This window comes from Streptomyces pseudovenezuelae (assembly GCF_001513955.1).
Classification (GTDB): Bacteria; Actinomycetota; Actinomycetes; order Streptomycetales; family Streptomycetaceae; genus Streptomyces; species Streptomyces pseudovenezuelae.
In genome coordinates, this window is sequence record NZ_KQ948146.1 from 475,955 (window position 1) to 488,631 (window position 12,677).

9 protein-coding genes are annotated in these 12,677 nt (G+C 71.3%); 1 reads left to right on the top strand and 8 read right to left on the bottom strand.

The window, feature by feature from the left end; genetic code table 11:
* Positions 1–8: 8 nt before the first annotated feature.
* Genes AQI94_RS14275 through AQI94_RS14285 form a run of 3 tightly spaced genes read right to left on the bottom strand, consistent with a single transcriptional unit; the run spans position 9 to position 3,590 of the window.
* Complete coding sequence (locus AQI94_RS14275; protein ID WP_031036393.1) at positions 9–1,034, bottom strand: ABC transporter permease; 1,026 nt, start codon at positions 1,032–1,034, stop codon at positions 9–11.
* The gene (locus AQI94_RS14280; RefSeq protein ID WP_031036395.1) at positions 1,027–2,520 is read right to left on the bottom strand and encodes a sugar ABC transporter ATP-binding protein; all 1,494 of its coding nucleotides are present in this window, start codon (positions 2,518–2,520) and stop codon (positions 1,027–1,029) included. The genes AQI94_RS14275 and AQI94_RS14280 overlap by 8 nt, the downstream gene beginning before the upstream one ends.
* Positions 2,517–3,590, bottom strand: coding sequence for a sugar ABC transporter substrate-binding protein (locus AQI94_RS14285; RefSeq protein ID WP_031036397.1), 1,074 nt, complete (start codon positions 3,588–3,590; stop codon positions 2,517–2,519). The genes AQI94_RS14280 and AQI94_RS14285 overlap by 4 nt, the downstream gene beginning before the upstream one ends.
* Positions 3,591–3,794: 204 nt before the next feature.
* Between AQI94_RS14285 and AQI94_RS14290 the strand changes: the two genes are divergently transcribed.
* Positions 3,795–4,496, top strand: a complete 702-nt coding sequence (locus tag AQI94_RS14290; protein WP_031036401.1) for a FadR/GntR family transcriptional regulator — start codon at positions 3,795–3,797, stop codon at positions 4,494–4,496.
* Positions 4,497–4,605: 109 nt separating this feature from the next.
* Here the strand turns inward: AQI94_RS14290 and AQI94_RS14295 are convergent, their stop codons facing one another.
* From AQI94_RS14295 to AQI94_RS14315, 5 genes are read right to left on the bottom strand one after another with little or no spacing between them, the layout of a single operon-like run.
* Positions 4,606–7,620, bottom strand: a complete 3,015-nt coding sequence (locus tag AQI94_RS14295; protein ID WP_031036403.1) for an alpha-mannosidase — start codon at positions 7,618–7,620, stop codon at positions 4,606–4,608.
* A 49-nt stretch (positions 7,621–7,669) separates the two neighbouring features.
* The gene (locus AQI94_RS14300; RefSeq protein ID WP_031036404.1) at positions 7,670–9,661 is read right to left on the bottom strand and encodes an endo-beta-N-acetylglucosaminidase; all 1,992 of its coding nucleotides are present in this window, start codon (positions 9,659–9,661) and stop codon (positions 7,670–7,672) included.
* A gap of 13 nt (positions 9,662–9,674) precedes the next feature.
* Positions 9,675–10,922, bottom strand: coding sequence for a glycoside hydrolase 5 family protein (locus AQI94_RS14305; protein ID WP_031036405.1), 1,248 nt, complete (start codon positions 10,920–10,922; stop codon positions 9,675–9,677).
* 31 nt (positions 10,923–10,953) lie between these two features.
* Positions 10,954–11,784: a carbohydrate ABC transporter permease gene (locus tag AQI94_RS14310; RefSeq protein WP_031036406.1), complete on the bottom strand. Its 831-nt coding sequence runs from the start codon at positions 11,782–11,784 to the stop codon at positions 10,954–10,956.
* Positions 11,781–12,677: a carbohydrate ABC transporter permease gene (locus tag AQI94_RS14315; RefSeq protein WP_031036411.1), complete on the bottom strand. Its 897-nt coding sequence runs from the start codon at positions 12,675–12,677 to the stop codon at positions 11,781–11,783. Before AQI94_RS14315 ends, AQI94_RS14310 begins: the two co-directional genes overlap by 4 nt.

Sequence of the window (12,677 nt, forward strand, 5' to 3'; positions counted from 1 at the left end):
GGCCGGGCTCAGTCCTGGGCACGCCCCGTCGTGACGCGGGCGATCATGAGGGCGACCAGGATGATTCCGCCGTAGATGGCCTGGATCCAGAAGGACGGCACCTGAGCGAGCGTGAGCAGGTTCTGTACGACGCCCAGCAGGAGTACGCCGGTCAGGGCGCCGAACATGGTGCCCTTGCCGCCGTCGAGGCTGATGCCGCCGATCACCGCCGCCGCGAACACCGTGAAGATCATGTTCTGGCCCTGGTTGGCGCTGATCGCGCCGACGTAACCCGTCTGCATGATGCCGCCGACCGAGGCGAGGACTCCGGCGACGACGAACACGCCGAGCATCACGCGTTCGACGCGGATGCCGGCGGCGCGGGCCGCGTCCGGGTTACCGCCGATGGCGTACAGGGAGCGGCCGACGCGGTGGTACTTCAGGACGAGGCCGGTGACGGCGAAGGCGACCGCGGCGAGCCACACGGACATCGGGATGTTCAGGAAGGTCGTGGTGGCCAGGGAGTAGAAGCTGTCCGGCATGCCGAAGAGGGTCTTGCCCTTGGTGGCGCCGACGAGCAGTCCGCGCAGCACGATCAGCATCGCGAGCGTCACGATGAACGCGTTGAGCTTGAACTTCACGACCAGGACGCCGTTGAAGGCGCCGACCACCGCGCCGACCACGAGGACCGCCGACAGGGCGAGCGCGGCCGGGAGTTCGGTGCCCCAGCCGGACTGGGCGGCGGGCAGGACGAGGAGGGCTCCCACGGCGGGCGCGATGCCGACGACCGACTCCAGGGAGAGGTCGAACTTGCCGGTGATCAGGACGAGCGACTCGGCCAGCACCACCATCGCCAGGGCGGCCGACGCGCCGAGGATCGAGATCAGGTTGCGCTCGGTGAGGAACGAGTCGTTGACGAACGCGCCGAGCACCATGAGCAGCAACAGGGCCGGCACGAGGGCGAGTTCGCGGGCGCGGCGCAGCAGGACCGTCCGGGCCGCCCGCGCCTCGGGCACCCGCGCCTGTTTCACCGGCGGGGCCTGGGTGTCAGCCATGGTGGTCCACTCCTTCGATGGAGGCGATCAGCTCGTGGTCGCGCCAGCCGGCCGGGTGCTCGGCGACCACGCGGCCGTGGAAGAGGACGAGGACGCGGTCGCAGCGGCGCAGGTCGTCGAGTTCGTCGGAGACGACGAGGACCGCGGTGCCGTCCTCGCGGGCGGTGTCCACGCGGGAGAGCAGGGACTCCTTGGACTTCACGTCGACGCCCGCGGTGGGGTTGATGAGGACCAGCAGACGGGGGTCGGAGGCGAGGGCGCGGGCCATGACGACCTTCTGCGCGTTGCCGCCGGAGAGATCGGAGACGGGCTGGTCGGGGCCCTCGGTGTGGATGTCGAGGCGGTCGATCAGTTCGGTGGCGAAGCCGCGCTTGCGGTCGGTGCCGACGAAGCCGTGGCGGCCGAGCCGGTCCAGGACGCTGAGGGTGGCGTTGTCGCCGATGGTCATGCCGAAGACCAGGCCCTGGGCGTGCCGGTCCCGCGGCACGAAGCCGACGCCGGCCTTCAGGCTGGCCTGTACGTCGCCGAACGGCAGCGGCCTGCCGTCGAGCCGTGCGGTGCCGCTCGTCGGCGTGTGCAGTCCCGTGAACGACTCGGCGAGCTCGGTCTTGCCGCTGCCGCTGATGCCGGCGAGCCCGACGACCTCACCGCGGCGCACGGTGAGGTCGACGTCCTCGTAGGCGTCGGAGGTCAGGCCGCGGGCGTCGAGGAGGACGGGCGCGGTGTCCTCGACCTGCCTGAGCTGTACGGCCTGTTCGGCGAGGGTCTCGCCGGCCATGGCCTCGATCAGGGCGGCCCGGGGCATGTCGGCGACCGGGGCCGTGGTGATCCAGCGGGCGTCCCTGAGGACCGTCACCGTCTGGCACACCTCGTACACCTCCTGGAGGTGGTGCGAGATGAACAGGAAGGTGACCCCGGAGTCCTGCAGCGAGCGCATCCTGCTGAAGAGGCGCTCGATCTCCCGTTTGTCGAGCTGTGCGGTCGGTTCGTCGAGGACGATGAAGCGGGCGCCGAAGCTCAACGCCCGTGCGATCTCCACCATCTGGCGGTCCTCGACCTTGAGGTCGGCGGTGCGTGCCTCCGGGTCGACGCTCACGTCCCAGGTGTCGAGGAGTTCGGTCGCCTGCTTCTTCAGGCTGCGCCAGCTGATGAACCCGCGCCGGAGCGGCTGCCGGTTGATGAAGAGGTTCTCGGCGACCGTCAACTCCGGTACGACGGTGGGCTTCTGATAGACGCAGGCGACCTTGCTCCGCCAGGCGTCCCGGTCGGTGAGCGGGGGCGCCGGCTCGCCGTCGAAGCGGACGGTGCCCTCGTCGGGGGACTGGAGGCCGGTGAGGATGGTGACGAGGGTGGACTTGCCCGCGCCGTTGCGCCCGACGAGCGCGTGGGACTCGCCGGGCAGAACGCTGAGACGGCCGTCGGCGAGGGCGGTCGTGGGGCCGTACCGCTTGACGACCCCCTGGGCTTCCACGAGTGGGGTGCTCATTTGACCGTGTTGCCCCACAGCTTGGGGTCGTCGACGTTGTCCTTGGTGACCAGCGGCGCGGGCAGCTGGTCCTCCAGGATGCCGCTCGACAGCTTGACGATCGTGGAGTCGTGGTCCGTCGGGCCGGGCTTGAAGGTCTTCCCCTGCATCGCCGCCTTGATGTAGTACATGCCGTACTTGGCGTACAGGTCGGCCGGCTGGGAGACGGTGGCGTCGATCTCGCCCTTGCGGATGGCGTCGTACTCCTGCGGGATGCCGTCGTTGGAGACGATGCTGATGTGGCCCGCCTGCCCGGCCTTCTTCAGCATCCCCTTGGACTTGAGGGTCTGCAGCGTCGGCGCGAGGTAGACGCCGCCGGCCTGCATGTAGATGCCCTTGAGGTCGGGATTGGCGTTCAGGAGGGTGCCCAGCTGCGAGGCGGCCGCGTCGGACTCCCACTTGGCGGGGATCTCCAGCACCTTCAGCTTGGGGAAGTTCTTCTTCACGCAGGCCCGGAAGGCCTCGGAGCGGTCGCGGCCGTTGACGGAGGCGAGGTCGCCCATGATCTGCACGACCTTGCCGGAAGGGATCTGCTCCCCGAGGTACTGGCAGGCCTTCTCGCCGTACGACACGTTGTTCGCCCGGACGACCATGGCGACCTTGCCCTTGTCGGGGGCCACGTCGACCGCGACGACCGGGACGCCCTTGCGTTCGGCCTGGTCGAGGCCGGCCTCGATGGCGGCGCTGTCCAGCGGGGCGACGACCAGGCCCTTGACGCCCTGGTTGAGCTCGTTGTTGATGTCGGTGATCTGCTGGGAGGGGTCGCTGTTGGAGTTGACCGTCTTCAGCGTGTCCACCCCCTCGGACTTGGCCATCCTGGGCACGTAGTCGTTGTACGACTGCCAGAACGGCGAGGTCAGCAGCGGCAGGATCACGCCTACCTTGCCGGTCCCGTCACCGCCCCCGGTGCCCGCGCTGCCGGTGTCCTTGGTGCTGCCGCACCCGGCGAGCACGAGCGAGGCGCTCGCGGCCGCGGCCACCGCACCGATGATCCGAATCCTGTTCCGCTTCCCCACTGTCCTGCCGGGCATCTGGCGGCTCCTCGTTGAGCGTGTTCTCGCATGATCGAGCATGAGCGTGTTCGAGCAGATGACGGCATACTTATCAGACCACTCACCCCTGGCAATACCCCGTGGCGGCAGTTTTTCCCTTCTTCCGGCCATAGTGGTCCGACCACATCGCCGGATAGACTGCGGCGCCCCCGGTGTGGGGCATCCGGTGAGGGGAGGAGCGGCGTGGACGAGACAGCCCCGCAGAAGGGAAGCGTGCCGCAGCGCGCCATCGAGCAGATCAAGGCGATGATCGGCGAGGGCCGGCTGGAGCCGGGCCAGCGGCTGCCGACCGAGCGTGATCTGGCGGTCCAGCTGGGCATCTCCCGCAGTTCGATGCGGGAGGCGATCCGCGCGCTGACGGTCCTGGGCGTGCTGGAGGCGCGGCACGGCTCGGGCATCTACGTCACCCAGCTGGAGGCGGGCGACCTGCTGGAGACCTTCGGCGTGGTCGCCGATCTGTCCCGGGGCCCGCGGCTGGTGGAGCTGCTGGAGGTGCGCCGCATCCTGGAGTCGACGGCGACCGCGCTGGCCGCCGCCCGCATCACCCCCGACCAGCTGGCCGAGGTGGAGAAGCACCTCACGGCGATGAACGCCACCGACGACCCCGAGGTGATCCTCGCCCACGACCTGGCCTTCCACCGGGAGATCGCGGCGGCCGCCGGCAACGACACGATGGCGGCGATCCTGGAGGGCCTGTCCTCGCGCACCTTCCGGGCCCGGGTCTGGCGCGGCTACCAGGAGGAGGGCGCCTTCGAGCGCACCCGGCGCGAGCACGCCGCGATCCACCGGGCCCTGGTCGCCCACGACCCGGAGGCGGCCCGGGCGGCGGCCGCCGCGCATGTGGGCGAGGTGGAGGAGTGGCTGCGGGCGCAGCTCGGGGGGTGACCCCGGGGCGGGCCGAGCAGCGGACGGAGGATCGGTGAGGAGGGGGGCGGATCTCACCCGCCCCCCTGTCGGGGGCGGGGTCTCACCCGCCCCCTGTCGCCGGCCCCGCTCAGGCCCTGGCGAACCTCAGCGTGACCAGCTCGAACGGCCGCAGCCGCAACGAGACCTCGTTCCCCTCCCTCCGCAGCGGGGCGGCGTCGGCCGACGGTCGCTCCAGCAGATCCGTCGCCGTGACCCCGGCCACCTCGAACCCGGCCGTGAGCGTGGCCCGTGCCCGGCCGCCGTGCGCCTCGTGGAAGCGGACCACCACGTCCCCGCTGCCGTCGTCGGCCAGCTTGACCGCGGTGACGACCACCGCCTCCTGGTCGACCGACACGAGCGGGGCGACCTCCTGGGACCCCCGCAAGGACCGCTCCGGCAGGTTGATCCGCCACCCCTCCCGCACCGCGTCCCCGACCCCGGCCCCCGGGACCAGCGCGTGCCGGAAGCGGTGGACGCCCTGGTCGGTCTCCGGGTCGGGGAACCGCGGGGCGCGCAGCAGCGACGCCCGGACCGTGGTGGTCGTGCCCCGGTCGCCGTCCGTGCGCACGGTACGGGTCACGTCGTGGCCGTACGTCGAGTCGTTGACCAGCGCCACGCCCCAGCCGGGTTCCTCCAGGTGCACGAAGCGGTGGTTGCAGGCCTCGAACTTCGCCGCCTCCCATGAGGTGTTGGTGTGGGTGGGCCGGTGGAAGTGCCCGAACTGCGTCTCCGAGGCGTACCGTTCGGCGTGCACGTCCAGCGGGAAGGCGAGCTTGAGGAACTTCTCCGTCTCGTGCCAGTCGACCTCCGTGTCCACCAGCAGCCGCCGCTCCCCCGGCGCCAGCGACAGGAGCTGGCTGACGCGGGAGGCGCCGAAGGTCCTCGTGATCCGCACCCCGTGCCCCTCGGGGGCGATCCCGTCCACGCCGGTGAGATCCGTGACCGTGTTGCGGTAGAACTCGTCCACGTCCCAGGCGTCCCACATGTTGGGGAAGTCCGGGTGGAGTTGGAGGAGGTTTCCCGCCTGCCCGGCCGCGATGGTCTCCCGGTCGGCCGCGATGTCGTACGCGGAGACGACCAGGCCCCGGGCGTCGACCTCGACCCGCAGGACGCCGTTGTCCAGGACGTGCCCGCCGCCGGGTCGCCCGGTCACCGTGGTCCGTCCCTCGGTGACCGCGGGTCCGGCGCCGCCCGCCGCGACTCCCCGCCGGCCGTGGGGTGCGGAGTTGAAGAGCAGTTCCCGGGCCCCCTCCCCCGCCAGCGCGCGCTGGGCCGCGTCGACGATGCCGTTCAGCTCGTCCGCGAGCCGGTCGTAGGTGCGCCGCGCCTCCCGGTGGACCCACGCGATGGAGGAGCCCGGCAGGATGTCGTGGAACTGGTGGAGCAGCACCGTCTTCCAGATGCGGTCCAACTGCTCGTACGGGTAGGGGAATCCGGCCCGTACGGCCGCGGTCGCCGCCCACAGCTCGGCCTCGCGCAGGAGGTGTTCGCTGCGACGGTTGCCCTGCTTTGTCCTGGCCTGGCTGGTGAGGGTGGCGCGGTGGAGTTCTAGGTACAGCTCGCCGACCCACACCGGTGGTTCGGGGTACTCGGCCTCGGCCTTGGCGAAGAACTCCGCCGGGGTCTCCCAGGCCACGGCCGCCGACCCTTCGAGGTCGCGCAGGCGGGCCGCCTTGGCGATCATCTCCCGGGTCGTGCCCCCGCCTCCGTCCCCCCAGCCGGTGGGGGCGAGGGAGTGCCGGGCGACCCCCTTGTCCTTGAAGTTCCTTGCCGCGTGGGCGATTTCGCTGCCCTTCATGGAGCAGTTGTAGGTGTCGACGGGCGGGAAGTGGGTGAAGATCCGGGTGCCGTCGATGCCCTCCCACCGGAAGGTGTGGTGGGGGAACTTGTTCGTCTGCGACCAGGAGATCTTCTGGGTCAGCAGCCACTTGGACCCGGCCGCTTTGATGATCTGCGGCAGTCCGGCCGCGAACCCGAAGGTGTCGGGCAGCCACGCCTCCTCGTTCTCGATGCCGAACTCGTCGAGGAAGAACCGCTTGCCGTGCACGAACTGACGGGCCATCGCCTCCGAGCCGGGCATGTTGGTGTCCGACTCCACCCACATGCCGCCGGCGGGCACGAACCGCCCGTCGGCGACCGCCTTCTTGACCCGCGCCCACACCTCGGGCCGGTGGTCGCGCACCCACGCCCACTGCTGGGCCTGGGACATGGCGAACACGAACTCCGGCTCGTCGTCGAGCAGCGCGGTCATGTTGGAGGTGGTCCGGGCGACCTTGCGGACCGTCTCGCGCAGCGGCCACAGCCACGCCGAGTCGATGTGCGCGTGGCCGACGGCGCTGATGCGGTGGGCGGAGGGGACGGCGGGCTCCGTCAGGACCGTCTCCAGCCGTACGCGGGCCTGTGCCGCCGTGCCGCCCACGTCCTGGAGGTCCAGGGCGTCCAGCGCCTTCTCCACCGCCCGCAGGATCTCCCAGCGGCGCGCCGAGTCCACCGGCAGCTCGGCCATCAGCTCGCCGAGCACCTCCAGGTCGATCACCAGCTGCCACACCGTCTCGTCGAGGACGGCGAGGTCCATGCGCGCCAGCCGGTACTGCGGCTCGCTGCCCGCGGTCTCCTTGTCACCCAACTGTGTGGGCAGGAAGGGGTGGTAGTCGAGGATGACGGGGTTGGAGGCGGCCTCGACGTGCAGGCGCACCTCCTCGCCGCCCTCGACGGGCGCGCCGATCCGCACCCACTGGTTGCGCGGGTTGAGGCCCTTCACGGGGGTGCCGTCGGGCCGGTAGACCAGGCCCTCGCACTGGAAGCCGGGCATGTTCTCGTCGAAGCCGAGGTCCAGGACGGCTTCCACGGTCCTGCCGGCCCATTCCTCGGGGACGGTCCCGGTGACGCGGAACCAGCTGGTGCCCCAGGGGGCACCCCAGCGGGCGCCCACCGCGATGGGTTCCGGCTCGGCGGCCAGGCCCTCGGCGACGGGCACCGGCTCGTCGGGCGCGTGCCACACCGCCACCTCCAGCGGCACGGACTCGGGGTACACGGCGGGGCGGAGGCGCTCGTCGAGGACGCGCCTGAGGCGGGCCTCGACCAGGCTGCGGTCGTCATGCATGCGGGGTGCTCTCCAGGGTTCCGGGGGTTACCAGAGGTGGGTCACGGGGTCACCAGGGATGGGTGACGGTCACAGGGTCCGACGACGAGTACAGCTCCCCCACGGCGCGCAGCTCCAACCGTGCCTGCCGCTCGCCCTGTTCGGGGCGCAGGCCGGCGACGAACCAGGCCTGCTGGCAGGTGGCGCCGAGGAAGCGCCGGGTGCCGTCGGGCAGGAGCCGGTGCAGGGTGTAGTGGCGTACGGCGCCGGGTGCCCGGTTCCAGGCCAGGCGCAGGTCGCCGCCCGAGGCCGCGGTGACCCGCAGTCCGGAGGGCGGGCAGGGGGTGCGGTGGGTGTCGTGCACGGCGATCGCGCCGAGCCGCCACTTCACCGAGCCGGCGCCGGTGAGCCGTACGCCGAGCGTGTGGAGGGACCCGGAGAGCCCGGTGAGCCGTACGGTCGAGGTCCGCCAGCCGTCGCCGGTGGTCACCGGACGGTAGGTGTACGGCGGTGTCGCCCCCGGCGCGGACGGGTCGGCGGTGGCCACCGCGAGCTCGACGCCCACCTCGCCCTCGTCGGTCCGATGGGTCAGCTCGACCACCGTGTCACCGCTGATCGGCAGCCGTACGGTGTACAGGTCCACGGTGACCGGCGCGTCCACGACACCGGCCACGAGGACGCTGCTGCCGCCCCGCCAGGCGTCCGCGAAGTCGAAGGAGACGGCCGGGCGCGATCCGTCCGTCCGCACCACCCACCGCCGCGACGGCAGCCGGTCCTGCAGCCCGAGGTGGTTCCACGCGGTCTCCGACGTGACGGTCCCCTCCTCGTACCACCGCAGCCCGTGCCCGGTGTTGAACACGCTCGCGAAGGGCAGCGCGGTGACCGTCGACCGGTCCGCGACCGACACCGCCGGAGCCCGCCAGCCGTCCGTGGCGTCCGGCCGCGAGGGATCGAGCGACGCCCCGGTCCAGAAGCGGTCGTCGGCCGCGTGGAAGTGCTCCGGTCCCCGCTGGTCCGAGGGCAGGTGGTTGCGGGTCCACTCCGGCCGGTACAGCCCGATCGAGGTCACATGGGCCCGGTCCCGGGGCACGATCGCGTCCCAGTTCCCGGACGTGTTCCAGCCGTTCGCCTCCACGTCGACGCCCGCCCACAACGCGTAGCGGCTGCGGCCCAGTCGCTGTGCCAGCGTGCCCGAGGAGGCCAGACTGCCCGCCGTCCAACGGAAGTCGACGAACATGTCGTCCGCGGTCTCGAAGAACGGCTGGTTCCGGCTGTTGAGCGCGCCCTGCCAGCTCACCGTCCCGCCCACGGTCATCGAGTCGTACCAGGTGACCCGCTGGCCCTTCGCCGCGGAGAGGGACTTGAGCTCCCGTACGAATCCCAGCATGTCCGCCCCGAGGGCGGCGTCCCCTCCGCCGGTCTCGGCGTTGACGAACCAGCCGTCGAAGCCGTACGCCGTGGCGACCGCGACGAGTCGGTCCGCCAGCGGATACCGCCCCGCCGCGTCCTTCTGCACCAGGTCCCGGGTCCACCGCAGCTGTCCGCCGTAGGCGACCGGCGGCAGGAAGATGGTGCCGAGGACGGGCACGCCGTGGCGGTGGGCGGCGTCCACGATCGGGGCGTTCGGCGCGAGGATCAGCCCCTCGCCGGACGAGCCGCCCCAGAAGACCAGCTCGTCCACGTAGGCCCAGTGCCCGAAGGCGTAGTAGTCGGACGTGGCCGAGCCCTGCGAGGGGTTGCCGGCCGTGGGCCCGAAGGAGACCAGCGACTGGACGCGGGCCTGGTCGGCGCGTGCCGTCGGGTTCGCGGGCGTCGGGGTGAAGCGGGCGGCGAGCGGCACGGAGGCCGCGTTGAAGGCGAGGTCGGCGTCGTCGGCGGGCCGCCACGCCTTGAGGCTGCGCCAGGTGATGCCGGCGCCGGGGCTGCCGGCGGGCAGGGAGTCCGGGTACCAGTAGGTGGCGTACGGCTGGAGCGCGGTCGCCGTCACGGCCTGCGCGGGGAGGGCGGGCAGCAGCGCCGTCGCGGTCGCGGCGAACAGGACCGTGCGTCTGGTGGGGTTCACGAGCGGGTGCCTCCTAGTGGTCCTTGTGGGGTGGGAGTACCTGATCGGGGGTGACGACCTCGGTGATGCCGCGCGCGGACAGGTGGTCCCGGTCGGCGGCACGGGCGTCGAGGACGGTGGTGGGGCGGGCGCCGTCGGCGACCAGCCGGAACCAGGCGTCGTAGACCGGGCCGCCGGGTGCGCAGAGCGAGCGGGAGCCGGGGTCGGCGGGGACGACCAGAGCGGTCGTACGGCGGTCCGGGGCGGCCGAGCCGGCGCGTGCCGCCCGCTCCAGCACCCGGGCCGTGTCCTTCGGTTGCCGGTCGTTGGTCAACAGGCCGAGCCCGTACTCGAGTTCCGGGAAGTCGGCCAGGTCCCGGGACACGTCGTGGGAGCACCACCAGGTGATGCCCCACAGGTCGGGGCAGTCCAGGGCGCCGGCCACGGTCGCCTCGGTGAAGGCGGCGGCGTGCTCGGGCGGGACGAGCGGCGCGGGTGCGCCGACCTCCTGGAGCCAGACCGGCCGGTGCGGGTCGTCGGCCCAGGCCTTGCTCAGCTCGACGAGGTAGGCCGCGTGGTGCTCGCTCTCGACGGAGGTGCGGCCGTGACGCTGGGCGGTGCCGTTGAAGACCCAGGAGTGCACGGCGGTGACGGTGCCGTGGCGGGCGGCCTGGGCGGGGGTGAAGGGCTGGTCGTCCTGGTACCAGGTGGCGTCGTACTCGGCGTGCAGGTGCAGCCGGCCGGGCGCCCCTTCCTCGCAGGCGGCCAGCATGCGGGTGAGCCAGGCGTCGATCTGCTCGGGCGTGGCCGGGTCCGGGTCCGGATGGGGGGCGGCGGAGAACTGGTTGATCTCGTTGCCGAGGGTCATGCCGAGGAAGTTGGGGCGGTCCGCCAGCGCCGCCGCCAGCGTGCGCAGATAGGCGGCCTGGCCCTCGACGACCCGCGGGTCGGTGAAGAGGTTGCTCCGGTGCCAGGTCCGTGTCCAGGCCGGCAGGAAGTCGAAGCTGCTCAAGTGCCCTTGCAGACCGTCGACGTTGACGTCGAGTCCGCGTTCGGCGGCGGCGTCGACGAGCCGTACGAGGTCCGCTACGGCACGCTCCCGGATCAGGGTGCGGTTCGGCTGGAAGTACGGCCACAGCGGGAAGACCCGAATGTGGTCGAGGCCCAGGGCGGCGATCGAGTCGAGGTCGGCGCGGACGGCGTCCAGGTCGAAGTCGAGCCAGTGGTGGAACCATCCGACGCTCGGGGTGTAGTTGACGCCGAAGCGCACGGCAGCAGGCATGCGGAGTCCTTGTCAGACGCGGAGCGGGGGTTCAGCCCTTCACCGCCCCCTCGCCCACTCCGCGGAAGAAGTACCGCTGGAGACCGGCGAAGAGGGCGATCAGCGGGGCCACGGCGATGACCGTGCCCGCGGCGACGAGCCGTTCGTCGTTGGCGAAGGTGCCGTGCAGGTAGTTGAGGCCGATGGTGAGGGTGAACTTCGAGGGGTCGCTCAACACGATCAGCGGCCACAGGAAGTCGTCCCAGGCGCCCATGAAGGCGAAGATCGCGACGACGGCCACGGTCCCCTTCACCGACGGCAGCGCGATCCGCAGGAACCGCTGCCAGACGTCGGCGCCGTCGACGTAGGCCGCCTCCTCGATCTCGTAGGGCAGGTTGAGGAAGGCGTTGCGCATCAGCAGGACGTTCATCGCGCCGATGCAGCCGGGCAGGACCACGCCGACCAGGGTGTTGTTGAGGCCGAGCTCCCGCATGGTGGTGAACTGGGCGATGATGATGCCCTCCACGGGCACGAGCATCGCCAGGACGAAGGCGAGGGTGGCCGCGCGGCGACCGCGGTAGCGCAGCCGGGCCAGGGCGTAGCCGGCGAGTGCCGAACCGACGCAGTTGGTCACGACGTTGGCGGTGGCGACCTTCAGCGAGTTGAAGGCGTAGTCCCAGACGGGGATGGTGTCGGAGACGCGCTCGTAGTTGTGCAGGGTCGGGTGCCGAGGGAAGAAGGACGGTGGCGAGCTGTAGATGTCCTCCGTGGGGCCCTTGAGCGAGGTCGACAGCTGCCAGAGGAAGGGGCCGACGGTCAGGGCCAGGACGGCGAGCAACAGAACGTAGCGCAGCACCAGTTCGCCCTTGCGTGTCCGGGTCATGCCTCCCCCCTCCGATCGGCTCGCAGCACGAGCAGCATCAGCGCGACGGTGACGACGAAGACGACGACCGAGATCGCGGACGCGTAGCCGACCCGGCCCGTCAGTCCGGTGCCGGTGCGCTGGACGAGCATCACGAGCGTGGTGTCCTCGCCGGCCGGTCCGCCGCTCGGGCCGGCCATCAGGTAGACCTCGGAGAACACCTTGAAGGCGGCGACCGAGGACAGCGCCCCGACGAGTGCCATGGTGGAACGGACGGCGGGCACGGTCACCGTGACGAACCGCCGGATCGCCCCGGCCCCGTCCACCGCCGCGGCCTCGTGCAGCTCACGCGGCACGTTGGCCAGCGCGGCCAGATAAATGATCATGTAGTAGCCGAGGCCCTTCCACACCGTGACCGCCATGGCGCTCAGCAGGAGCAGCCACTGGTCGCTCAGAAAGCCGACCCGGCCGACCCCGACGGCCTCCAGCAACGAGTTGATCAGGCCGCGTTCGTCGAGGAGCCAGACCCAGATGAGTCCGACCACGACGATCGACGCGACGACCGGGGTGTAGAAGGCGGACCGGAAGAAGGTGATGCCGGGGATGTTCTTCTGGACCAGCAGCGCGAGCAGCAGCGGCAGGATCACCAGCGCGGGCACGACTCCGAGGACGTACAGGGTGCTGTTGCGCAGGCCGATCCAGAACATGTCGTCGTGCAGCAGCTCACGGAAGTTCGCGAGGCCCACGAACTCGCCGGGGATCAGGGTGCGCTTGTCGGTGAAGGCGTTGACCAGTGTGGAGACGAACGGGTACAGGATGAACACGCCGATGATCAGCAGCCCGGGAGCGGCGAACAACCAGGGACTCAGCGGCAGCTGGCGCCGCACCCGGCGCGCCCGAGAGACAGCGGCCAT